18 protein-coding genes and 1 pseudogene are annotated in these 24055 nt (G+C 73.9%); 13 read left to right on the forward strand and 6 right to left on the reverse strand.

Translation table 11 applies throughout. The features are described 5' to 3' along the window. The first annotated feature begins 8 nt into the window (after nt 1–8). The 3 genes from AAH979_RS01940 to AAH979_RS01950 all read left to right on the forward strand — a co-directional run bounded on the left by AAH979_RS01940 (nt 9) and on the right by AAH979_RS01950 (nt 4181). Nucleotides 9–1697, forward strand: a complete 1689-nt coding sequence (locus AAH979_RS01940) for a ribonuclease J (protein WP_346256010.1) — start codon at nt 9–11, stop codon at nt 1695–1697. Between the two features lie 250 nt (nt 1698–1947). Then, nucleotides 1948–3621 carry a S1 family peptidase gene (locus AAH979_RS01945; RefSeq protein ID WP_346256011.1) on the forward strand — a complete coding sequence of 558 codons (1674 nt, stop codon included), beginning with the start codon at nt 1948–1950 and terminating at the stop codon, nt 3619–3621. 143 nt (nt 3622–3764) lie between these two features. Further along, on the forward strand, nt 3765–4181 hold the full coding sequence (locus AAH979_RS01950) for a DUF2784 domain-containing protein (protein ID WP_346256012.1): 417 nt from the start codon (nt 3765–3767) through the stop codon (nt 4179–4181). Here the strand turns inward: AAH979_RS01950 and AAH979_RS01955 are convergent. Next, nucleotides 4123–5811 carry a YbjN domain-containing protein gene (locus tag AAH979_RS01955; protein ID WP_346256013.1) on the reverse strand — a complete coding sequence of 563 codons (1689 nt, stop codon included), beginning with the start codon at nt 5809–5811 and terminating at the stop codon, nt 4123–4125. The genes AAH979_RS01950 and AAH979_RS01955 overlap by 59 nt on opposite strands. 94 nt (nt 5812–5905) lie before the next feature. Beyond that, nucleotides 5906–6364 (reverse strand): YbjN domain-containing protein, encoded by a 459-nt coding sequence (locus AAH979_RS01960; protein WP_346256014.1) that lies wholly within the window; start codon nt 6362–6364, stop codon nt 5906–5908. A 190-nt stretch (nt 6365–6554) separates the two neighbouring features. Between AAH979_RS01960 and AAH979_RS01965 the strand changes: the two genes are divergently transcribed. The 10 genes and pseudogenes from AAH979_RS01965 to AAH979_RS02010 all read left to right on the forward strand — a co-directional run bounded on the left by AAH979_RS01965 (nt 6555) and on the right by AAH979_RS02010 (nt 17541). After that, entirely contained in the window at nt 6555–9023 is a 2469-nt protein-coding gene (locus AAH979_RS01965) for a DNA translocase FtsK 4TM domain-containing protein (protein WP_346256015.1), read from the forward strand. A 28-nt stretch (nt 9024–9051) separates the two neighbouring features. Continuing rightward, on the forward strand, nt 9052–9765 hold the full coding sequence (locus AAH979_RS01970) for a transcriptional regulator (RefSeq protein WP_346256016.1): 714 nt from the start codon (nt 9052–9054) through the stop codon (nt 9763–9765). Between the two features lie 32 nt (nt 9766–9797). Further along, the gene (locus AAH979_RS01975) at nt 9798–10442 is read left to right on the forward strand and encodes a DUF3291 domain-containing protein (protein WP_346256017.1); all 645 of its coding nucleotides are present in this window, start codon (nt 9798–9800) and stop codon (nt 10440–10442) included. Nucleotides 10443–10470: 28 nt separating this feature from the next. Continuing rightward, nucleotides 10471–11430, forward strand: a complete 960-nt coding sequence (locus tag AAH979_RS01980) for an ornithine cyclodeaminase family protein (protein WP_346256018.1) — start codon at nt 10471–10473, stop codon at nt 11428–11430. Between the two features lie 60 nt (nt 11431–11490). Beyond that, entirely contained in the window at nt 11491–13002 is a 1512-nt protein-coding gene (gene rimO, locus AAH979_RS01985) for a 30S ribosomal protein S12 methylthiotransferase RimO (RefSeq protein WP_346256019.1), read from the forward strand. 220 nt (nt 13003–13222) lie between these two features. Further along, a complete protein-coding gene (pgsA, locus tag AAH979_RS01990) occupies nt 13223–13765 on the forward strand; it encodes a CDP-diacylglycerol--glycerol-3-phosphate 3-phosphatidyltransferase (RefSeq protein ID WP_346256305.1) in 543 nt (180 codons plus the stop codon). A gap of 96 nt (nt 13766–13861) precedes the next feature. Next, entirely contained in the window at nt 13862–14386 is a 525-nt protein-coding gene (locus AAH979_RS01995) for a CinA family protein (protein ID WP_346256020.1), read from the forward strand. Nucleotides 14387–14751: 365 nt separating this feature from the next. Continuing rightward, nucleotides 14752–15018, forward strand: a pseudogene (locus tag AAH979_RS02000) (helix-turn-helix transcriptional regulator); the annotation flags it as partial. Between the two features lie 747 nt (nt 15019–15765). Beyond that, entirely contained in the window at nt 15766–16629 is an 864-nt protein-coding gene (locus AAH979_RS02005) for a PspA/IM30 family protein (protein ID WP_346256021.1), read from the forward strand. A 132-nt stretch (nt 16630–16761) separates the two neighbouring features. Beyond that, complete coding sequence (locus AAH979_RS02010) at nt 16762–17541, forward strand: hypothetical protein (protein ID WP_346256022.1); 780 nt, start codon at nt 16762–16764, stop codon at nt 17539–17541. A gap of 41 nt (nt 17542–17582) precedes the next feature. On the opposite strand, the gene AAH979_RS02015 is transcribed toward AAH979_RS02010, so the two are convergent. The 4 genes from AAH979_RS02015 to AAH979_RS02030 form a co-directional block, all read right to left on the reverse strand. Next, the gene (locus AAH979_RS02015) at nt 17583–21242 is read right to left on the reverse strand and encodes a multicopper oxidase domain-containing protein (protein WP_346256023.1); all 3660 of its coding nucleotides are present in this window, start codon (nt 21240–21242) and stop codon (nt 17583–17585) included. Nucleotides 21243–21552: 310 nt separating this feature from the next. Further along, nucleotides 21553–22383 (reverse strand): DNA-formamidopyrimidine glycosylase family protein, encoded by an 831-nt coding sequence (locus tag AAH979_RS02020; protein WP_346256024.1) that lies wholly within the window; start codon nt 22381–22383, stop codon nt 21553–21555. Nucleotides 22384–22716: 333 nt separating this feature from the next. Then, nucleotides 22717–22962 carry a CPCC family cysteine-rich protein gene (locus AAH979_RS02025; RefSeq protein WP_346256025.1) on the reverse strand — a complete coding sequence of 82 codons (246 nt, stop codon included), beginning with the start codon at nt 22960–22962 and terminating at the stop codon, nt 22717–22719. Between the two features lie 144 nt (nt 22963–23106). Beyond that, complete coding sequence (locus tag AAH979_RS02030; RefSeq protein WP_346256026.1) at nt 23107–23883, reverse strand: SAM-dependent chlorinase/fluorinase; 777 nt, start codon at nt 23881–23883, stop codon at nt 23107–23109. Nucleotides 23884–24055 lie beyond the last annotated feature (172 nt).

The raw sequence follows: 24055 nt of genomic DNA on the forward strand, positions 1-24055 counted from the left end.
GTGCCCGCATGAGTCAGCCGGGAATTGAGCTGGAGCTGCCGCCGGAGCTGCCCGAGGGCGGGCTCCGGATCGTGCCGCTGGGCGGCCTCGGCGCCATCGGGCGGAACATGACCGTCTTCGAGTACGACGGCAAGCTGCTGATCGTCGACTGCGGGGTGCTCTTCCCCGACGTCGAGCAGCCCGGCGTCGACCTGATCCTGCCGGACTTCGCGCCGATCCTGGACCGGCTCGCCGACGTACAGGCGATCGTGCTCACGCACGGGCACGAGGACCACATCGGGGCGGTGCCTTACCTACTGGCCCACAAACCGGACATCCCGCTGGTCGGCTCGCAGTTCACCCTCGCCCTGGTCGAGGCGAAGCTGGCCGAGCGGCGGATCGAGCCGTACACGCTGACGGTGCGGGAGGGGGGCCGGGAGCGGCTCGGCCCCTTCGAGTGCGAGTTCTTCGCGGTCAACCACTCGATCCCGGACGCCCTCGCGGTGGCCATCCGGACCCCGGCCGGGCTGGTGCTGCACACCGGCGACTTCAAGATGGACCAACTCCCGCTGGACGGCCGGGTCACCGACCTGGCCGGCTTCGCCCGGCTCGGCGCGGAAGGCGTCGACCTGCTCCTCTCGGACTCGACCAACGCCGAGATCCCCGGTTTCGTCAGCTCGGAGCGGGAGATCGGGCCGGTACTCGACTCGATCTTCGCCAAGGCGCGCGGCCGGATCATCGTGGCCTCGTTCGCCTCGCACGTGCACCGGGTGCAGCAGGTGCTGGACTCCGCCGCCGAGCACGGCCGGAAGGTCACCTTCATCGGCCGGTCGATGGTCCGCAACATGGGCATCGCCCGCGACCTCGGGCTGCTGCGCATCGAGCCCGGCCTGGTCGTCGGGCTGGACGAGGCGACGGCGCTGCCGCCGGACCAGATCGTGCTGATGTCGACCGGTTCGCAGGGCGAGCCGATGAGCGCGCTGGGCCGGATGGCCACCGGCGACCACCGGCACATCACGGTCGCCCCCGGCGACACGGTGGTGCTGGCCAGCTCGCTGGTGCCGGGCAACGAGACCTCGGTCTACCGGGTGATCAACCAGCTCTGCCGGGCCGGCGCGACCGTGATCCACAAGGACGTGGCAAAGGTGCACGTCTCCGGACACGCCCCGGCCGGTGAACTGCTCTACCTGCTCAACGTCGTCCGGCCGAGCAACCTGATGCCGGTGCACGGCGAGTGGCGGCACCTGCGGGCGCACGCCCGGCTCGGCATCGAGTCCGGGGTCGCCGCCGACCGCGTGGTGCTCTGCGAGGACGGCGACGTCGTGGACCTGGTCGAGGGGCACGCCCGGGTGGTCGGTCACCTCAAGAGCCGGTACGTCTACGTTGACGGCCTCGCGGTCGGCGACGTCGGCGAATCGCTCCTCACCGAGCGGCGCATCCTCGGCGACGGCGGGTTCATCTCGGCGACCGTGGTGGTCGACTCGGTCACCGGCAAGGTGGTCGGCGGTCCCACCGTCTCCGCCAAGGGCTTCTCGGACGACCCCGACGCGTTCAACCCGGTCATCCCGCTGATCACCGAGGCGCTGGGCCGGGCCGCCACCGAGGGCATCACCGACCCGCACCAGTTGCAGCAGATCGTCCGCCGTACGGTCGGCCGCTGGGTGAACGACGCGTACCGGCGCCGTCCGATGATCGTCCCGACCGTGGTCGAGGTCTGATCGGATCCACGGCGCCGACCGGCGTCTGCGAGTTTGCCGGGCCAGGCCCTTCCGTGCGGAGAGCGTGCGGGAGGGCCAGCGTGCGGAAGGGCCGTTGCGCCCCGGTCGCCGCCGTTCCAGGTGATACGGACGGGAGCCGCTTCCGGTTCAGCCGATCGGCTGTGAGATTGCCCATCACCGATCCGTTCATCGGCGGCCGCGTGCCGGCCGTACCTTCCCGCGGGCTGCCCGATGGTGAAGGAGGCGATCGATGGATCGCGGACGCGCGACGCGGAGCCGGCGAGGCACGGTCAGTCGGCGGAGTACGGCACAGCGACGGGGAATCGCGATCGGGGTGACGGTGGCGACCGTCGCCGGTCTGGCGGCGGTGACCTGGCCGGCGCTGGCCGGGGAGGACCCGCCGCGATCGGAGCCGACGCCCGCCGGCCCGGCCCGGCAGCTCGTCGACGCGCTGCGCCGGGACCTGTCGCTGACCGAGGCCCAGGCGCGGGCCCGGCTGGACCGGGAGCAGTGGGCTCGCGGGACCACCCAGCGGCTGCGTACCGAACTCGGGGCCGGATACGGCGGCACCTGGCTCGCTGCCGACGGCAACCAGCTGATGGTGGCGGTGACCGACCAGGCGGCTGCCGCCCGGGTACGCGCCGCCGGAGCCGAACCGAAGCTGGTCACCCGGAACGCCCGGCAGCTCGACACGGTCAAGGCGAGTCTCGACCGGATCGCCGATGACGCGACCCCGGACGTCGCCGGCTGGTACGTCGACGTGTCGAACAACCGCGTCGTGGTACGCGCCCAGCCCGGTACCGAGGCCGCCGTGCGGCGGTTCGTGCAGGCCAGTGGCGCCCCGGCGAACGCGGTCGAGGTGGTCGCCTCGGCCGAGGCGCCGGTGCCGCTGATCGACGTACGCGGCGGTGACCCGTACGTGATCGACGACCGCTCCCGGTGCTCGATCGGCTTCTCCGTCGTCGGCGGATTCGTCACCGCCGGCCACTGTGGAGCGCCAGGCGCCACCACCAGCAGCCCGGACGGGGTCGCCCAGGGTGTCGTGTCGGCCTCCTCGTTCCCCGGCGACGACTGGGGTGTGGTGGAGACCAACGACGACTGGGTCCCGCAGCCGGTGGTCAACGACTTCGACGGCGGAACGATCGCGGTCGCCGGTGGGCAGGAGGCACCGGTCGGCAGCTCGATCTGCCGCTTCGGCGCCACCACCGGCGCCCGGTGCGGTGTCGTCGAGGCGCTGAACGCCACCGTGGTCTACCCGGAGGGCACGGTCACCGGGCTCACCCGGACGAACGTCTGCGCCGAGCCGGGCGACTCCGGCGGCTCCTGGATGTCCGGTGACCAGGCCCAGGGGGTCACCTCGGGCGGCTCCGGCGACTGCACGGTGGGTGGCATCACCTTCTTCCAGCCGCTGACCGAGATCCTTGAGGTCAACCAGCTCACCCTGGTCACCACCGCGAACGGGCCGACGGCGCCCCCGGCCGACCCGCCGGCGACCACCGACCCGCCGGCCACGACGGAACCGCCCGCCGCGACGGAACCGCCGGCTGCGACCGAGCCGCCCGCCGCGACCGAGCCGCCGGGCGCGACCGAGCCGCCGAGCCCGCCGCCGGGTTCCGAGTGCGCCGAGCACAAGGCGCTGAAGGCCGCCACCCTCGGGGCCGGGCGCCGTCAGGTGCAGCCCGCCGGTCGCTACTTCCGGGCTGGACACGGTCGGCAGGTCGGCTGTCTGGACGGGCCGTCCGGGGCCAACTTCGACCTGGTACTCCAGAGGTGGAGCCGGGGCGGCTGGCGTACCGTCGCCGTCTCCGCCGGGCCGACCGCGGACGAGCAGATCTCCTACCGCGGCAGCGCCGGCTTCTACCGCTACCGGGTGGAGTCCCGGCGCGGCTCCGGCACCTACACCCTCGGCTTCTCGCTGCGCTGAGTGGTGGCCGACCTGCACTGAGTGGCGACTCGCACTGAGGTAGCCGGGCGCCGAGACGATCCGAGAGCGCCGGCCGGCGGGCTGAGTATTCGTACCCGGTCCGCCGGCCGCCCGGCTGGGTAGCCTTTGCCCGGGAGGCGGCGATGGGTTACCGGTTGTTGATCATGCTGGTCCTGGTGCTGCACTTCGGCTTCCTGGCCTATCTGGTGCTCGGCGGGTTCCTCGCCTGGCGCTGGCCGAGGACGGTCTGGCTGCATCTCGGTGCCGCCGCCTGGGGCGTGCTGGTGACAACCGCCCAACTGGTCTGTCCGCTGACCTATCTCGAACACTGGGCGCGGCGCCGAGCCGGCGAACCCGGCGTCGGGCAGGGCTTCATCGACCGCTACGTCGAGGGCGTGATCTATCCCGAGCGGTACGCCGCGCTCGCCCAGGCACTGGTCGCGGTGCTGATCCTGGTCTCCTGGCTCGGCCTGTCCCAGCGGCTGGGTCTGTTTCGGGGGCTCAGGGCAGCGCGGCCACCGCGGCCGCGAAGGCGGCTCCGCTGGCGAGGGTCGCGTTGACCAGTACGGCGAGCTGACCGGCGGCGACGCCGTGCTCCAGGTCGGTGCTGACGTCGCCGGCCAGCACCAGTTCCCCCGCCCCGAGATCCAGGACGTACGCCTTGGGCAGCAGTTGCTCGTGGTTCCAGGCGTTGCAGAACTCGTACGCCTGCCCGAGCCGGTCCGCTGGCAGCCGGCGCTCGGCAGTCACCCTGGCGTGCAGGATCTCACCCCGCTCACCCAACCGCTGGAACTCGATCAGCGCGTCGCCCCACCGGCCGCCGACCGTGCCCGCCGGACCGAGTACGTGCTGGTCCGCCCGGTCCCGCAGCACGTCCACGATCGCCGCCACGGTCAGCGGCCCGACCACCGCGAGCCCGTCGCCCCGGTCCCGGCACCCCGCCGGCACCGGCTCAGCCACCGGCTCCGGCTCCACCGCCGTTTCCGGCTCGGGTTCGATCGCCGCTTCCGGCTCGGGATCGATCGTTCGTTCGGGCTCGTCCACCGGCTCGGGTTCGATTGCTCGTTCGGGCTCGTCCACCGGCTCGGGCGGCAGGCGTACCGGGCCGGGCAGCGGGCGTTCGGCCAGCCAGGAGGCGATCCGGCCGGACTGGTGGCTCGTCCCGTTGCGGGCGTCGAACCGGCCCGCCAGGTCCTCGGCGGTGGCGGTGAGCTCGGTGCCGAGCGCGGTGACGGTCAGCTCGGCGGCGTGCCGCCCGGCGTACCCGGGGCGGTGGATCAGGTGTCGCGCGAAGCCGGCCGGGCCGGCCAGTCGGCAGAGCAGCGCCCCGGCGGCGGCGAACTCCAGCGCGGACGCCTCGTCGTAGGGGCGGTCCAACTCGGGCAGGTGCCGGGCGAGGATCTCCAGTCCGCGATCGTAGTGACCGGTTAGTGCGCAGAACCGCAGGTGGTCGGCGAGGAACGGAAACCCTGCCCGCTCCCGCCGGTGCCGCCGGTAGGCGCGTACGTGTGCGTCGGCGGCCTCGTCGTACCGGCCGAGCCGCAGGTACGCCAACTGGATCGTGCCGAGCGCCCGCTCCGGCTGGTCGGGGCAGCGCAGCGTGCCGGCGAGCACCGGCTCGACCAGCTCGACCGCCTCGGTCCACCGGCCCCAGCCGGTCAGCAGCCTCGCCTGCTCGGCCGGCTCGCAGGCGACGCAGCCACTCCACTCGGCACGGGGCGCGGCCCGCCAGCGCACCAGCCACCGTCGGGCGGTCGACTCGGCGCCGACGTGGTCGGCGATCTGGCAGCGCAGGGCGTACGCCGGCCCGCAGCTCTGCCCGGCCGCCCCGAGCCGCCGCTCCAGGTCGTCGAGGGCGGCCCCGGCGCGGGTCAGCCCGATCCGGGAGGTGCCGCAGAGCGCGGCCACCGCCTCCCGGTGGTAGCCGTGCAGCCGGGCGGCGTCGGTGGCGTCGAGCGTCCCCGGTGCCCGGTCGACGACGTCCAGACACCATCGGACCGGCGGGAGCATCCGCCACGGTTCGACCTGCCGGTGCACCTCGACCAGGGCCAGCCGGGCCGCGACGCCGAGCCGGACGTCCCCGCCGGCGTCGGCGTGCGCGACGATCCGGTCCAGTTCGGCGACCTTGGCCGCGTCGTCCGGCCGGTCCCGGGCGTCTGCCAGCGCGGCGAACAACTCGTCGCGGGTCACGCGGCCGCCGCGTGGGGTCGGGTCATGGACGGGTCTCGCTTTCACGGGGTCGGGCCGGTTTCACGGGGTCGGGACGGGCCGCCGGTGAGTTTACTCAGCGTCGCAGCTCCGCCACGGCAGCGCACATCTGCCGGCCGGTCGAGATGCCGCAGTCGAGCAACTGGTCGAGCTGCCGCACCGTGACCCCACACTCCAGGTCGGTGACCACCTCACCGCAGACCCGGGCGCTGCCGTCGTCGTTGACCTGCACGAACGCCTTCGGCCAGAGCCGGTCGCGGTTCCAGGTGTTGCAGAACGCGTACAGGACGGGCACGTCGTCGACCGAGAACCGGCTCGCCGCCATCGTGCGGACCTGGAGCACCTCGCCGGCCCGGAGGAAGTAGACCAGGTTGCCGTCCCAGCTACCGACCAGGTCACCGTCCGGGTCGGTGTAGCAGGTGTGGCCCCGGCCGCCGAGCACCGTGCCGAGGAGTTCGTCGGTCAGCGGTCGCAGCCGTTCCGGCCGGCCGCCGCCGGGCCGGTCCGAGGCGTCCACGAAGTCCGGTACGGGCATGCGGGGTCCCTCCTGGACGGCTCCGGCTCCGCCCGTGATGGTAGGACCACGGCCGCCGGTACCGGGACGGGCCGGGCCGGGGTCGCCGGGGTGCGGGCGGTGGGTGTCGGGTGTGATCCGCAAGGTAGCTGGTCAGACACGACGCGCAAAAGCGGGGAATCCTCAGCGTGCGCCGCTAACGTGTGAACTTATGGCGGGCCGTGCCTCCTCTCAGGCGAACCGGCGCCGGAGCGGGTCCACGACCCGCACCGGCGGTACTCGGGCGGGCAACACCCGGGCGCGGCAGCCGGCCCGGGGCCGGGCCGCCGCACGCCGGCCGACCCGGACCAGTCCGGCGGCGTACGTCGGCCGGGCGCTCGGGGCGACCTGGATGGGGCTGGCGCACGGCGTCGGCTGGGCGATGCGGGCGGCCGGCCGGCAGGCGGCGACCGCCCGCGACCTCGACCCGGAGCATCGCCGGGACGGTGCCGGTCTGTTCCTGCTCGGCCTGGCGATCCTCAGCGCCGTGGCGGTCTGGTTCTCCTCGGCCGGGCCGCTCGGCGGCCGACTCGCCGACACCATCCGGCTGTTCTTCGGCGCGATCTCGATCGTGCTGCCGATCCTGCTGCTGATCGGGTCGGTCAGGCTGATGCGCGCGCCCGCCGAGCCGGAGCACCGGGGCCGGGGACTGGTCGGCTGGACCGCGCTGATCGTCGGCACGGCGGCGCTGCTGCACATCGGACAGCATCCGGCCGACAACACCGAGCGGGACTACGCCGGTGGCCTGATCGGGGCCGGCGTCGGCGGCCCGCTGGAGAGCGCGGTCAGCGCCTGGGTCGCCGTACCGCTGCTGGTGCTGCTGCTGCTCTTCGGGCTGCTGGTGGTGACCGCGACCCCGATCAACAAGGTGCCGGAGCGGCTCGGGCTGCTCGCCGGTGCGGTGCTCGGCCGGCCGGAGTCCGAGGAGGACTCCGAGCCCGAGTCGAGGCGCGGCTCCGCGGGCCGACGGCCGCGCCGCCGACCGTCGCCGCTGCCCGGCCCGGCCGACGAGGACGAGCCCGGCTACGAGATCGACACTCCGGCGCACGAGACCGTTCCGCTGCCGCGCAAGCCGAAGGGCAAGGTACCGGCCGCCCGGAAGGCACCGGAGCCGCCGGAGCACTCCCCGGCACCGACCCGGGCGGAGCAGTTGGCGATCACCGGGTTGGCCGGCGACTACACGCTGCCGCCGGCCAACCTGCTGCGTCCCGGCGGTGCGCCGAAGACCCGCAGCCGGGCCAACGACGAGGTGATCGCCGCGCTGACCGGGGTCTTCGACCAGTTCGACGTGGACGCGGCGGTGACCGGCTTCACCCGGGGGCCGACCGTCACCCGGTACGAGGTCGAGCTCGGGCACGGCGTGAAGGTCGAGCGGATCACCCAGCTCTCCCGCAACATCGCGTACGCGGTCAAGTCGCCGGACGTGCGGATCCTCAGTCCGATTCCCGGCAAGAGCGCGGTCGGAGTGGAGATCCCGAACAGCGACCGGGAGGACGTGGCGCTCGGCGACGTGCTTCGGTCCAGGGCGGCGGCGAGTGACCACCACCCGATGCTGGTGGCGCTCGGCAAGGACATCGAGGGCGGCTTCGTGGTGGCCAACCTCGCCAAGATGCCGCACATCCTCATCGCCGGCGCGACCGGTGCCGGCAAGAGTTCATGTCTGAATAGCCTACTTGTGTCCATTTTGACCCGCGCAACCCCGGACGAGGTGCGGCTGCTGCTGATCGACCCGAAGCGGGTCGAGATGACCAACTACGAGGGGATCCCGCACCTGGTCACCCCGATCGTGACCAACCCGAAGAAGGCGGCGGACTCGCTGGACTGGGTGGTCCGCGAGATGGACATGCGCTACGACGACCTGGCCGCCGCCGGGGTACGCCACATCGACGACTACAACCGCAAGGTCCGGGCCGGTCAGATCAAGCCGCCACCGGGCAGCGAGCGGGAGATCCGGCCGTACCCGTACCTGCTGGTGATCGTGGACGAGCTGGCCGACCTGATGATGGTGGCGCCGCGCGACGTGGAGGACTCCGTCGTCCGGATCACCCAGCTCGCCCGGGCCGCCGGCATCCACCTGGTGCTGGCCACCCAGCGCCCGTCGGTCGACGTGGTGACCGGTCTGATCAAGGCGAACGTGCCGTCCCGGCTCGCCTTCGCCACCTCGTCCCTGGCCGACTCCCGGGTCATCCTCGACCAGCCGGGCGCGGAGAAGCTGATCGGCCGGGGCGACGGCCTGTTCCTCCCGATGGGCGCCTCCAAGCCGGTACGCATCCAGGGCGCCTGGGTCACCGAGGGTGAGATCAACGACATCGTCAAGTTCTGCAAGGAGCAGCGGGAGCCGGAGTTCCGGCCCGACGTGCTCGCTCCGGCGCAGGACACCAAGAAGAAGGTCGACGAGGACATCGGCGACGACCTCGACCTGCTGGTGCAGGCGATCGAGCTGGTGGTCACCTCGCAGTTCGGCTCGACCTCGATGCTCCAGCGCAAGCTGCGGGTCGGCTTCGCCAAGGCGGGCCGGCTGATGGACCTGATGGAGACCCGGGGCATCGTCGGGCCGTCCGAGGGCTCGAAGGCCCGGGACGTGCTGGTCAAGCCGGACGAGCTGGAGGAGGCGCTGGCGGCGCTCCGCCCGGACGACTGACCGGGGAGGCTCGCCCTACCCTGGGAGGGTGGCGAGTCTGGACGATCTGGAACCGGGCCTCGACGCCGTCTCCGTACTGGTCGATCCGGTGCGGCGGGCGGCGTACCGGGTGGTGGCAGCCGGGGCGGGGCCGGTCGGCCGGGACGAGGTGGCCGCCGAGGTCGGCATCGGGCGTACTCTCGCCGCCTTCCACCTGGACAAGCTGGTCGACGCCGGGCTGCTGACCGTGTCGCTGGCGCGCCGGTCCGGCCGTTCGGGTCCGGGTGCCGGCCGTCCGGCGAAGCTCTACCGGCGGGCGCCGGGGGAGCACGTGGTCAGCGTGCCGCCCCGGGCGTACCGGCTGGGTGCGGAGCTGCTCGCCGAGACCGTGGTGCGGCTCGGCGGGGAGGAGGCCCTCTTCGAGGTGGCCGCCGAGCGGGGCCGGCAGGCCGGCCGGGCGGTCGGGCCGGGCGCGGAGCTGCTCGACGTGCTGCACGCCCAGGGGTACGAGCCGGTGCCGGACGGCGCCGACATCCGGCTGCGCAACTGCCCGTTCCACCAGCTCGCCGGGGACTATCCGCCGGCCGTCTGCGGGATGAACCTGGCCCTGCTGACCGGGCTGCTGACCGGTTCGGACCGGCCGGGTTGGCGGGCCCGGCTCGACCCCCGGCCCGGACTCTGCTGCGTGCTGCTGGAGCGCACCGAGGGCACCCGGCAGCCGTCCGGAGACAAACCGGCGTCTTCTAAAGACAATGAGGATTGACAAAGAGATTCGCCGGCTGGTTCGCTGCGGACATGGCCTTTCACCTTGCCCAACTCAACATCGCCCGGCTGCGTGCGCCGCTGGACGACTCGCTGATGGCCGACTTCGTCGCCGACCTGCCGACGCTGAACGGGCTCGCCGACACCTCCCCGGGATTCGTCTGGCGGCTGCGTGACGAGGACGGCGGCAGCGACGACGCCACCGCGCTGCGCCCGTTCGGGCCGGACGTGCTGGTCAACCTCACGGTCTGGGAGTCGGTGCCGGCGCTGCGCGACTACGCCTACCGCAGCCCGCACCTGGAGTCGCTGCGCCGCCGCCGGGAGTGGTTCCATCCGGCCGGCGCCGATCCGCACCTGGTGCTCTGGTGGCTGCCGGCCGGCGAGCTGCCGACCCTGGCCGACGCCTGGGCCCGGCTGGACCGGCTCGCCCGCACCGGCCCGACCCCGGACGCGTTCACCCTCCGGCACCCCTTCCCGGCACCGGAGCCGGGGTCACGTCCGGAATCGGGGTCACGCCCGGAGCCGGGGTCACGTCCGGAATCGGGGTCACGCCCGGAGCCGGGGTCACGCCCGGAATCGGGGTCACGCCCGGAGCCGGGATCGCGTCCGGAGCCGGTGGCATCTCCCGAGCCGGCGACACAGCCGGAGCCCGGCGCCGCGAACCGGTGGTTGACCTGAACCGCGGTTGAAGTATCAGAATCCGCTGATGACCCAGTTCATCACCGACGCCGAGGTGGCGGCCCGGCTGGACCCGGCAACGGCGGTACGGGCGATCCGGGACGCGCTGCTGGCGGCGCACCGGGGCCGGCTCGTCGCCCCGCCCCGGGTGGCCGCGCCGCTGGCCGGCGGCCGGCTGGTCTTCACCGCCGGGCAGCTCACCGGCGAGTGGTACGGCTTCCGCTCGTACGACACCTTCGGGCATGCCGAGGGCGAACAGGTGGTGGCCCTGCACGAGGCCGGTACCGGGCGGGTCCGGGCGATCGCGGTCGGCGAGGAGATCGGGTCCCGGCGTACCGGGGCGCTCGGCGGGGTGGCGGTGGACGCGCTCGCCCGGCCGGACGCGACCACGCTGGGAGTGGTCGGTGCCGGTGGCCAGGCGTGGGCGCAGGTCTGGGCGATCGCGGCGGTACGCCGGCTGCGGGAGGTCACCGTCTTCTGTCGTACCCCGGCCGGGCGGGAGAAGTTCGCCGCCCGGGTCCGGGCCGAACTGGACATCCCGGCCCGGGCGGTCTGCACCGCCCCGGAGGCGGTACGCGACCGCGACGTGGTGGTGCTCGCCACCACCAGCCCCACACCGGTGATCTCGGCCGCCGACCTGAGCCCCGGCAGTCACCTCAACACCATCGGCCACAAGCAGGTGGGCCGGGCGGAGTTCGGCCCCGACCTGCTGGACCGGGCGGATCTGCTGGTCACCGACTCGCTGGCCCAGGCCGGCGGGTACGACCCGCCGATGCTCGGCACCGTCGGGGCGTACGCCGGGCGGTTGCGGGCGCTGGGCGCGGTGCTGGCCGGCGCGCTCCCCGGCCGGACCACGGCGGACCAGGTGACCGTCTTCTGCTCGGTCGGCCTGGCCGGCAGCGAGGCGTTCCTGCTCGACCGGCTGACCCGGCCGGCGGCCGAGCCGGCCGGTGGGGCGCCGCCGGCTCGGGGTGCCGGGCCGGGGTGACGCGCCCGGCGCGGGGGCAGCCGCCGTGGCCGGGCCGTCCAGCCGTCCCGGTAGGCTCGGATGGTGTCTGCCACTTCCCCCTCCTCGACCGCCGGCCGCCGGGTCGCGCTACTCACCCTCGGCTGTGCCCGTAACGAGGTCGACTCGGAGGAGTTGGCCGCCCGGCTGCACGCCGACGGCTGGCAGGTGACCACCGACGGCGAGGGCGCCGACGTGGTGCTCGTCAACACCTGCGGCTTCGTGGAGAAGGCCAAGCAGGACTCGATCCAGACGTTGCTCGCCGCCGCCGACACCGGGGCCAAGGTCGTGGCGGCGGGCTGCATGGCCGAGCGGTACGGCCGGGAGCTCGCCGACGGCATGCCCGAGGCCGGTGCGGTGCTCAGCTTCGACGACTATCCCGACATCTCGGCCCGGCTCGACGATGTGCTGGCCGGCAAGCAGCTCCCCGCGCACACTCCCCGGGACCGGCGCGAACTGCTGCCGCTGACCCCGGTGGCCCGGCAGGGCGGAGCGGTGGTGGTGCCGGGGCACGGCGGGACCGCCACCCGGCCGGCCGGCGGCACGCTGGTGGCCGACGAGCACACTCCCGCGCACCTGCGCCCGGTGCTGCGGCACCGGCTCGACTCCGGTCCGGTCGCCTCGCTGAAGCTGGCCAGTGGCTGCGACCGGCGTTGCGCGTTCTGCGCCATCCCGACGTTCCGCGGCGCCTTCGTCTCGCGTACCCCGGACGAGCTGCTCGCCGAGGCGGAGTGGCTGGCCCGTTCGGGTGTCCGGGAGCTGGTACTGGTCAGCGAGAACTCCACCTCGTACGGCAAGGATCTCGGCGACCCCCGGCTGCTGGAGAAGCTGCTGCCGCAGCTCGCCGCGGTCGACGGCATCGTCCGGGTCCGGGCCAGCTACCTGCAACCGGCGGAGACCCGACCGGGACTGGTCGAGGTGATCGCCACCACACCGGGCGTGGCGCCCTACTTCGACCTCTCGTTCCAGCACTCCAGCGAGGCGGTGTTGCGCCGGATGCGCCGGTTCGGCTCGACCGACCGGTTCCTCGAACTGCTCGCGTCGGTGCGGGAGTTCGCCCCCGACGCCGGGGCCCGGAGCAACGTGATCGTCGGCTTCCCCGGCGAGACCCGGGCGGACGTGAAGGAGCTGGAGCGCTTCCTCACCGACGCCCGGCTGGACGCGATCGGCGTCTTCGACTACAGCGACGAGGACGGCACCGAGGCCGCCGGCCTGCCCGGCAAGGTGTCGCCGGCCACGGTCAAGCGCCGCTACGACCGGCTCTCCGCGCTCGCCGACGAGCTCTGCTCCCAGCGCGCCGAGGAGCGGCTCGGCGCGGCCGTGGAGGTGCTGGTCGACTCGGTGCACGGCGGTGTGGTGGAGGGCCGGGCGGCCCACCAGGCACCGGAGGTGGACGGCTCGACCACCCTGGTCGCCCCGATCGGCGGCGGGGTCGACCTGGCCGCGTTACGCCCGGGCGACCTGGTCCGGGCCAGGGTCACCGGCACCGAGGGCGTGGACCTGGTGGCCGTACCGGAGGAGATGGTGTCGGCGGCGCCGCGTGGGGCGGGGTGACCAGGGTGGCAGCGACGGTCCCGTCGGGAGCGTACCGCCGGTGCGCCGGCCTCGGCGGCGGGACGCCGTCGTGACCGAGGCGGCGGATCCGGTACCGGGCCCGCCGGTGCCGGCCGGCACGGTCGGCTCCGGGGCGGGCCGGGGTGGCGGGGGTGCCGAGCCGGGCCGGGCGGCGGCGGCCGTCGATCCGGCGCCCTCCGGTCGGGTCGGTCCGGTCCCGGTGGTCAACGCCGCCAACGGGCTCACCGCGCTCCGGCTGGCGCTGGTACCGGTCTTCGTCGGGCTGGTGATCAGTTCCGGGATGGTGCACTCCGGCTGGCGGGTGGCCGCCTGCCTGACCTTCGCCGTCGCCTCGGTGACGGATCTGGTCGACGGCTGGATCGCCCGGCGCTGGGCGCTGGTCACCTCGTTCGGCAAGGTGGCCGACCCGATCGCCGACAAGGCGCTGACCGGCACCGCTCTGGTCTTACTGTCCTGGTATGACCGTATCCCCGGGTGGATCACCGTACTCATCCTGGTCCGCGAGTTCGGCATCACTCTGATGCGGTTCTGGGTGATCAGGTATGGCGTCATCGCGGCCAGCCGGGGCGGCAAGGCCAAGACCGCCGTCCAGATCCTGGCCATCGTCTGGTATCTCTGGCCGGTGCCGGAGAGCGTGACCTGGGTCGGGCCCTGGATCCTCGGCGTCGCCGTGGTGGTGACCGTGCTGACCGGGCTCGACTACGTGGTCCGGGCGCTGCGGCTGCGGCGCGCCGCGCCCTGACGGCGTGCCGGACACGCATCCGCTCGACCGGCCACGAACAGTGCGACGGGCTACAGATCGACACGCGACAGACACCGCCTGACCGGAGGAGGATCGATGGACGACCCGGCACGGGCAGCCGACAACGGGGCCGCGGCGGTCGTACACGCGCTCGTCGACCGGGGCGCCACCCTGGCGGTGGTGGAGTCGCTCACCGGTGGCCTGCTGGCCGCCACGATCGTCGACATCGCCGGGGTCAGCAGCGTGTTCCGGGGCGGCCTGGTGGTGTACGCGACCGAGTTGAAGTCGTCGCTGGTGGGCGTACCGGCCGAGCTGCTCGCCGAGCGGGGCGCGGTCGACCCGGAGGTGGCGGTGGCGCTGGCCGAGGGGGGCCGGGCGCGCTGCGGCGCTGACTGGTGTCTCGCCACCACCGGGGTCGCCGGCCCGGAGCCGCAGGACGGCAAGCCGGTCGGGCTCGTCTTCGTGGCGGCGGCCGGACCCTCCGGCACCGTCGTACGCCGACTCGACCTCGACGGCAACCGGCTGCGGATCCGGATCGGGGCGGTGAGCGGCGCCCTGCACCTGCTCGCCGAGCGGCTGCACGCCGAGGCCGACGAGAGCCCGGTCGACGGCGAGTGCTGATTTCCACTCGCCTGCCGGCGGGTTGGTCCGGCCGGATGTCCCGGGTCGGCACCCGGCCGGTACGGCAGCCGACCGGTTGTCACCAGCACTGATCCCCTCTTGCCGGGCTGGCCGGTGCCGGTGCGGGGGTGCCGGCGGACGAGCGGGGAGGAGGAGCGGAGTGGCGGGGCGGGATGTCGTCGGCGGCCGCACCGGGTACGGTTGCGGGAAGGCTCGGGCAGTCGACGTCGCGGTCACCGCCGCAGCGCGGCCGGATCGACGCCGCGTGTCGCGGCGAGGTCGATTCCGCCGTATCGCGGCGGGGTCGAGGTGACGGCGCCGGTCCGACGTCCGGGAGGATCCGAGCCCGCGACACGGGAGGTGCGATGGTCCTGCTACGCCGGGTGATCGGTGACGCGCTACGGGCGCGTCGGCAGGGGCAGCACCGGACCCTGCGCGAGGTCTCCTCCGCCGCCAACGTCAGCTTGGGCTACCTCTCCGAGATCGAGCGGGGCCAGAAGGAAGCGTCGAGCGAACTGCTGGCCGCCATCTGCGACGCGCTGGGTGCCCGGCTCTCCGAACTGCTCCGCGACGTGAGTGACACCGTCGAGGTGGCCGAGGGGCTGCCCGGGGTGCTGGTGCCGGTCCAGGAGAGCCCGGTATCCGGGCGGGACGGGGCGAGGCGCCCGGACTCCGGCGGACCGGCCGAGCAGGCCGCGCGGGCCGCGTCGAGGTACCCGGAACCGGTCCGGCAGTCCGGCACGGCAGAGCCGGCCCGCCAGCCGGCCACCGCCGAGCCCGTACGCCAGCCCCGCACCGCCGAGCCGGCCCGGCAGGCCGCGGCGGCCGAACCGGCCCGCACCGAGCCCGCCGCGCAGTCGGCGCGGGTCGAGGCGTCCCTGGTCGGGCCGGCGCTGGCCGACCGGGCCCTGCGTACCCTCGCCGAGGGCGGCGTGCACCAGCTCGGCGCCGAGCCGGTACGGCAGATCGCGTCCGATGGCACCGTTTCGGTGACGGTACGGCAGGAATCGCCGCTCAAGGCGACCCTGCGGACCACCCGCCGGATCCGCCCGACCGCCAGCTCCGACCGGGACGTCGTCTGCGTCGGCTGACTCCACCCGACCGAGCGCCCGGCCCCGCCCGGGCCTTCCGCCGCGTCGGCTGACCGGCCCGGGCATCGACTGACCGGCGCGTCAGGGCGCACGGCGTCGCTGAAGGTGTGGCTCGCCGGGGCCTACCGCGTTACGGTGGGCCCCTAGCGGCATATCCGGTGGATATCCCCCTGAGGTCGTATGCCGGGGTGGCGCGATCCTGGGACGATGGAGATCCTGTCGCGCGGGCGCCTTCCTGGGCCGGCAGACACGGCCACCGGACTGATGACACTGAGGGGATACCGGGAGATGGCGAACCCGTTCGTCAAGGGCTGGCGCTACATGATGGCGCTGTTCGGCGCCAAGATCGATGAGTACGCCGATCCCAAGGTGCAGATCCAGCAGGCCATCGAGGAGGCGCAGCGCCAGCACCAGGCGCTGGTCCAGCAGGCCGCGGCGGTCATCGGCAACCAGCGCCAGCTGGAGATGCGGCTGTCCCGGCAGATGTCCGAGGTCGAGCGGTTGCAGGGGATGGCCCGCCAGGCGCTGGTGCTCGCCGACCGGGCCCGGGCCGCCGGTGACGAGACCGAGGCGACGAAATACGAGCAGAGTGCGCAGACCGTCGCCACCCAGCTCGTCGCCGCCGAGCAGTCGACCGAGGATCTCAAGACCCTGCACGACCAGGCGATCGGTGCCGCCGCCCAGGCGCGCCGGGCGGTCGAGAACAACTCGATGATCCTCCAGCAGAAGCTGGCCGAGCGGGCCAAGCTGCTCAGCCAGCTTGAGCAGGCCAAGATGCAGGAGAGCGTGGCCAAGTCGCTGGAGTCGATGTCGGCGCTCGCCGCGCCGGGCAACACCCCCTCGCTCGACGAGGTGCGGGACCGGATCGAACGGCGCTACGCCAACGCGATGGGCCGGGCCGAGCTGGCCGGCAACTCCGTCGAGGGCCGGATGCTGGAGATCCAGAAGTCCACCCTCGACCTGGCCGGCGCGTCCCGGCTGGAGCAGATCCGGTCCAGCATGGCCGGCGAGAAGCTGGCCGGCGGGACCACCAGCCCGGCGGTCGAGCCGGCGGTTCCGGCAGCCGACCCGGCCGGGGTGGCCCGGCTGGACGAGATCCGGGCCAGCATGGGCCGGGACAAGCAGGCCGGCGGCGGCAGCGCCGCCGGCTGAGCCGGCGCGATCCGGCGAACGCGGGATGCCGCCGGCTCTGGCCGGCGGCCATAGGGCGCCGGCTCTGGCCGGCGACCATAGGGGGAGCGGAGCCGCCGGCCGGACCGGCGGCCGTCGGGGAGTGAGGTCGAGATGGCGGATCTGCGAACCCGCCACCTGCGCCGGCTGCGGAGCCTGCGCCGGTCGGTGCGGCGGTGGAGCGTGCTCGCGGGTGGCCTCGGCGGGGCGGCGGCGATCCTCACCCCCTACCAGGGGCTGGGACTGCCGGACGCGGCCTGGGCGGCGGCGGCCGGCGGTTCGGTGATGCTCGCCGTCTGGCGCTGGGCGGACCTCCGCGCGCTGGCCGCGCAGCCGGTGCCGCCGGCTCCCGAGCCGGTCTCCCCGGAACAGGTCCGCGCCCGGCTGGTCGCCGCGGTCGAGCGGCTGCCCGCCGGGCGTCAGGCCCTCGCCGAGGTACGCCGGCAGCGTGCCCGGGTCGCCCTGCGCGGCTCGTCCGCGGCCGAGCCGTGGGCCCGGCTGGATCAGGCGGCCACGACGATGGCGGGGCTCGCCGGCCGGCTGACCGGTCCCGCCGGCCCGGCCGTGCTGGAGGCGGCCGTGGCGGAGCAGTCGCTTCGGGACCTCGCCGAACGGGTGGCCAGTGTGGACCGGGCGGTACGGGTGGCTCCGGCCGAGACCCGGGCCGAGCTGGATGCCGCGCACCGGCACCTGACCGTGCAGCTCGACAGCGGTGTGTCGGCGTACGAGCGGCTGGTGGCGGCGGCGGCGCGTTTCGTGGCCGAGGACGGCCGCGAGTACGACGACAACTCCTCGGTGACCCGGCTCACCGAGGCGACCGACCTGCTCCGGGGCGTGGCCGCTGGCCTGGCGGACCTGCGCTCCCGTACCGGCCCGACCCAGGCGATGTCCTGACGGCGCCGGTCGTCGTGCTATCGGGCCGGGCCGGTGAGGCGTCAGGCCGGCGTACGGATCGAGACCGAGCGGCTGACCACGGAGGTGCCGGCGGCGTTGCCGGCCTGGATGCGGTAGTGGTAGACGGTGTCGCGGGCCAGCCCGGTGTCGGTGAACGAGCGGGCCGCGCCCGGCACCGGCAACGTCGCCACCCCGGTGGTGAAGCCGGAGTCGGTGGCCCGGTGCAGTCTGAATCCGCCGACCACGCTGGTCAGCGGGACGGCCCAGCTCAGCACCACGCTGACCCCGCGCTGGCCGCCGGCCACACCGTCGAGCGTCACCGCGAGGTCGGTCGGGGCCGCCGGCACCGCCGGGGTGACCACAGTGGAGACGTTCGACCACGGTGACGTGGCGCCGAGATAGCAGGTGCGGACCCGGTAGTAGTAGGTGGTGTCCGGGGCGACCCGTGGGTCCGGGCAGCTTCCGGTGACCGGGACGGTACTGGTGACCAGCCCGCTGGTGAAGGTCGGGTTGGTGGCCCGTTGCAGGTCCACCGTGGTGGCGAAGGACCGGTTCACCCAACCCCGGTTGACCCGCAGCGGCGGCCCGCTCGCCACCGTGGCGACCAGCCCGGTCGGCGGCCGTAGCTGCACCATCGCGCTGGCCGGGTTCGAGTACGCCGAGTGGGCGACGCTGTTCTCCGCCCGGACCCGGTAGTAGTAGGTGCGCCCGGGGACGACGGTCGAGTCGACGTACCGGTTGTCGCCGGCCGGGACGGCGAAGGTGCGCCGGTCCCGGGTGAAGCCGGCGTCGGTGGCCCGCTGCACCAGGCTGCCGGTGGCCGGCGGTGCCGCCGTACCCGTGCCGGCCGGCGGCCGGGAGTTGTCCGTCCAGGCCAGCACGATCGCCGGGAGTACGGTCGCGGAGCCGGGTTCCGGCCTGGCGGCGAGCCCGGTCGGCGCGGCCGGCGAGAACCGCAGCACCATCGGCCGGGCCATCTGGGCGTCGGCGTGGCCGAGTAGCTGGCAGTGCCAGACGTACTCCCAACCGAAGTTGTGTACCCGGTTGGTCACCGCGGCCGGCTCGCCGGTCTCCGGGTTGACCTGGGTGTATCCGTCCGACGTCCCGGCCGGCCGGGTGGGGTCGTGCAGCCGGGTGCTGTCCGGGACGGTGAACGGCAGCGGCTCGGGCAGCGTCGGCCGGATCGCCACCACCGTCGCCTCGAACGGATTCATCCGGACGGTGTCCTTCCAGCCGACCTCGTTCGGCTCCGGCGGCTTGATCGCCCCGTCCCGGCCGACCCGGTTGACGAGCTGGACGTTGACGTGGTGGAAGTGGATGGACTGGGTGTCCATCCCGTTGTGGGTGATCTTCCAGAGCTGGGTGTTGTCGCCGGGGGAGCCGACCGGGGCGGCCGGGTCGGAGGGGAGCAGCACCTCGGTCGGCGGGTCGATCCGGGTCAGCGGGATGGTGGTCTGGATCAGCGAGCTGGTCTTCGGCAGCTCGGTGCCGAGCAGGAAGTTCATCCGGCCGTACTCGGGGTCGAAGTCGGCCACGATCGCCTTGGGCCGCAGCGGCAGGGTCACCGGCGTACCCCCGCCGTACGGGGTGAAGGTGATCGAGGTGTCGTCGATCGGGACGTACGTGTTCCGGGGCGTGGCGGTGCCGAACGCGGCGTCGTACGCCTTCTGCGGCACGATCGGCGGGGGCTGGCTCTCCCCGTACGCCCGGGGGAGCGCGACCCGGAGCCGGTCGGTGTCGAACGGCGGGGCCGGCGTGCCGACCACCTGGATCTGCATCAGGGTCCGGGTGTTCGGACCGTAACCGGGCCGGGTGGTCGGCGGCCCGCCCGACGAGGTCCGGTCCGGGGCGCCGGTGTAGTGGTCGTTGCGTGGATCGAAGCCGGGCATCGGGGCCGGACAGTCGTTGTAGAGGATCAGGTTCGACCCGGGTGGCACGGACGAGAAGTCGACGACCACGTCGGCGCGCTCGCCGGGGGCGAGCAGCAGGGCGTGCTCGGTGACGCCCCGCACCGTCACGTCCCGCCGGTTGTACTGGTAGTTGATCGGCTGGCTGGGCAGCACCGCCACCGCCGGCAGCAGTCCGCCCTCGGAGCCGATCTGGATCCAGTCCGGTCCGGCCGCGTTCGGGTCGGGGACCCCGCCGCACCGGCCGTCGGTCGGCCAGGCCGGCGGGAAGTCCGGGTTCGGCCGGGCCGCGACCATCGGCACCTCGCCGGCGTCGCCGTCCCGCAGGGTGCCGTCCGGGTGCCACATCGGCGCGTTCGAGGCCGCGTAGTAGAGCTGGAGGTTCAGGCTGCGGTCGTTGCAGGCGTTGAGGATCCGGAACCGGTACGCCGCCGGCCGCAACCGCAGGTAGGGATAGGCGGCACCGTTGACCAGCGGGGTGTCCAGGAACGCGTCCGGCACCGCCGATGGGGCGGGGGTGCCGGGCTGGACCGGCGGCTGCCACGGCCGGTTGGCCGGGTCGTAGTACGGGTTCGGCGCCGCCCCGTGGGTGATCCCGGTGAACGGCGGCCAGAACCAGGGCCCGTAGTCCCACCGGCCCATCGGGTTCGTCCCCGATTCGTTGTAGGGATTCTGGCTCGGCATGTAGACGTGCGGGAACCAGAGGCTGCCCAGGCCGCCCCAGCGGGCCACGTCCCAGGTCGGGTCCTCGGCGGCGAGCTGGGTCTCGTCCGGTACGAAGGTCTTGTCCTGGAGCACCAGCACGATCTCTTCGGCCGGCAGCACGCCGTCGTCGACGAGCTGCCGCTGCACCGGATCGTCCAGCCGGTAGAGGCCGACCTGTCCGGAATAGACGGTGAGCCGGGCGATCCCCTCCGCCTGGTCGTGGAACCAGAGCAGCCGGCCGCTCTGCTGGTTGGGGTAGTAGGCGGTGCTCGCCCCGGCGCCGGGATCGGGCATGTCCGGCACGCTGGCGTAGCCGGCGCCGCGCGGGTACGAGGTCGACTCGCCGGCCGGGGTCGTCCACTGTGCCGGGCCGCCGTTGCTGATCCACGGGGTACGCCCGCCGTGCAGGTGCACCGCCGACCGGTTCTGCGGATAGCGCTCGGTGCCGCCGAGCGGACCCGTACCGGCGCCCGGCAGGGTCGGGTCCACCGGCAGGAAGAGTGCACCCGCCTCGCCGACCGGCAGCCGGTTGACGTACTTGACCCGGACCGGACGGTCCCGCTGCGCCAGGATCAGCGGCCCGAGATGGTACGGCCGGACCGGTGGGGCCACGGTGTTGTGCCCGGTGTCGTCGGTCCCGTTGTTGAGCTGCCGGTAGCCGCGCAGCCGGGTCGGCGGCAGGTCGGGGTGCAGTCGCTGGTGGTACTCCTGCACGCCGATCTCGTAGTAGTCGCAGCCCGGATAGGTGGTGGTGTCCGGCACCGCGACCGGGATCAGGTTGCCCAACTCGTTGGGGGTGTCGCCGGGCCGGGGCAGCGAGGTGACGAACTTCCGGATTCCGGTGCCCGGCGCCACCCGCCCGTCGCCGTCACAGACCGGCAGCGGACTGTACGCGAAGTTCGGCACGAAGCCGAAGTAGTCCGGTGGGGCGGTCGGGTCCAGGGTGGCCGCCGGCAGCGGATCGGTGCTGGTCCGGGCGGCCGGCACCACCGGCCCCGCCCGGCCGGTGCCGGTCTGCTCGCTGTTCCCGCCCTGCCGCCTGGCCTGCTCCGCCCGGGCCGCCCGGTTTGCCGCGAACCTCCTGAACATGACCGCACCCCTTCCCCGGGAAGATCAGCTCGACCGGATCGCTCCGTCCGCCAGCGCCCGAGTTCCGCGACCGGTCCGCCCCGGCCTGCGGAGTGAGCTGCTGACGATCCGTAAGCAGTCAACCGTGTACAGCCAGTGTTGGATACGGTCACCAGCCTGGTGAGAGTGCCTCGACTTCGGATTGGCACACGACGGCGTCGTCCGGCCATCGGGCTCACCGTCGGTCGGGGCTCACCGTCGTGCGCGGGATGGTCGGCACACGGCGCCGGTCGGCACACGGGCGGCGGGGGCGTCCGGGGGGTGCGGCTGATCAGTGCGTGGGGTGGCCGGGGCCGGTGGGGAGGCGCCGGCCGGGCTCGGGCTGGCAGACCGGGCACCAGTAGGTGACCCGCTCGTCCTGCTCCCGCTTCCGGATCGTCGCGCCGCACCGGCGGCACGGCTCGGCCCGGCGGCCGTAGACGTAGCTGGTCCGGCCCCGGTGCAGCGACCCGGTGGTGCTCTGCGTCCACCGCCCCCGGTTCGCCATCAGCAGCCGGTGCGCCAGCGCCACCATGCCCGGCAGGTCCGGCACCTCCCGGACCGGTGTCCACGGCGACACACCGCGCAGGAACAGCAGCTCGGACTTGTAGAGGTTGCCGATTCCGGCGAGATTGGTCTGGTCGAGCAGGGCCTCGGCGATGCTCCGGGCCGGCTGGGCGGCGAGCCGGCGTACCGCCTCGGCCGGGTCCCAGTCCTCCCCGAGGAGGTCGGGCCCGAGATGCCCGACCAGCGACGGTTCCTCGGCGGTCGGGACCAGGGCGAGGTCGTGCAGGTGGTAGCCGACCGCCACCGCGTCGGCGGTACGCAGCACCACCCGGATGGTGTGCGCGGGGCGGGCCGCCCAGCGCTCCCCCGGGGCGTACGTCCGCCAGGCTCCGTCCATCCGCAGGTGGGAGTGGAGGGTGAGCCGCGCCTCGTCGTCCCGGGTGAGCAGCCGCAGCAGCAGGTGCTTGCCCCGCGCGGCGGACTCCAGCACGGTCGCGCCGGTCAGGTCGGCGGTGGCGAGTCGCGGCACCCGGAAGTCGGCGGCGGTCAGCCGGTCACCGGCCAGGGCACGGTGCAGCGCACGGGCGGTGTTCCACACGGTGTCGCCTTCGGGCACCCGTCCATCCTCCTCCAGCCGTACGCCCACCGGCCGCGCACGCGCCGATCTCCGCTGCGGGTCGTGAGCTGGGCGGTCGCGCTCACACCGCCGCTGGACGTCCGAAGCCGCCGCGCGGCCACCGGAGTCGCTGCGCGCCCGTCCGGAGTCGCTACGCGGCCGTCCGGAGTCGCTGCGCGCCCGTCCGGAGTCGCTACGCGGCCGTCCGGAGCCGTGCGGGCGGAAGAAGGTGCTCCCGGGGGGTGTGGCTGTGGGTGGCCGGTCGCCGAGGCGGGCCCCTCGGGGGACGGCGGCGTGGCGGCGGAGCCGCGCCCTACCGCCGCCCACCCAGGTTCAGGGCAACTCCTCGGGACGGGGCTGGCGGACGGCGTCCTGGTAACGCGGGTGGCTCGCGCCGTAGATGGCGTAGTTGAGCCGGGCGTCTGACAGGCTCAGGTCACCGTTGGGGCCGCCCCGGGCGGTGCCGGCATTCTGGTCGGTGGAACCGTCGTCGGTCCAGAAGCAGATCGGGCAGGTGCCGCCGCCGGTCCGGTGCGCGCAGCATGGGCAGGCGGCGACATCGATCGTTTGTTTCCCCACGCGGTAAGCATTTCACAGCAGCCGGGCGCGGGCACAGTAGACAGTTTTGTCATCCTTTTCGGCTCCACCGGCCGATTCCGGGCGCTGTCCGGTGGCTCGACGCAGGCGGTGCGTGGGCCGGGTCGGCGCCGCTCGGCGCGGCGCTCACTCCAGCCGCAGCACGGCGCCCGGGCTGACCCCGAGGAGTTCGTCGGCGCGGCCTCCGTTGACCGCCACCGCCAGGTGGTCGGCCGAGTCCGGATAGACGACGAGTTCGCCGGTCGGGGCATCCCCGAAGGTGCCGCCCCGGACCGCCCGGCGCGCACCGATCCGGACCACCGGACCGAGGTGCCGCAGTGCGGAGCCGGGGGCGGCGAGTTGGACGTTGCCGTAATGGTCGACGGTCAGCACCTCGGCCTCCAGCCAGCCGTCGCCCTCCAGCAGCACCGGCTCGGGGAGCCGTACCAGGGTCGCGGGGTCGACGGCCGGGCCGGCGTCGGTCAGGGGTGCGCCGAGCGCGAACCGGGCGGCGGCGGGGGCGAAGACGTCCCGGCCGTGGAAGGTGCGGGACGGGTCGGGGAACCATTCCGCACTGGTCAGCTCCACCGCCTCGACGATGCCGCCGAGTACGCCCGCGGCCCGGGGGAGCAGCCCGTTGTCCGGCCCGACCAGCAGTCCGCCGGGGGTACCCAACGCGACGCCGCGCCGCGCCGTCCCCACGCCCGGGTCGACCACCGCCACGTGTACCGCCGGCGGAAGGTGTTCCACGGTCTGGGCCAGTACGGTGGCGCCGCGGGCGATGTCCCCGGGCGGGATCAGATGGCTGACGTCGATCACCCGGACGGCCGGGGCGATCCGGGCGACCACTCCGTGACAGGCGGCCACGAACCCGTCGGAGAGGCCGTAGTCGGTGGTCAGGCTGAGCCATGCGTAATCGGGCACAGCCGGAAGGGTAGCCCCCGGTGGCGGCGCGGCCCGGCGGAGCAGCGCGGGTCGTCGAGCAGCTCCGGGAGTACGCCGGGCACGTGCCAGCCCGATCTTCCTCCAGGTGCTCGACACCGCCGACCTGGACCATCTCGACCTGATCGCCGCGGAGGTGGCGCCCCGGCTCTGA

It is taken from the genome of Plantactinospora sp. ZYX-F-223 (assembly GCF_039649625.1).
GTDB lineage: Bacteria > Actinomycetota > Actinomycetes > Mycobacteriales > Micromonosporaceae > Plantactinospora.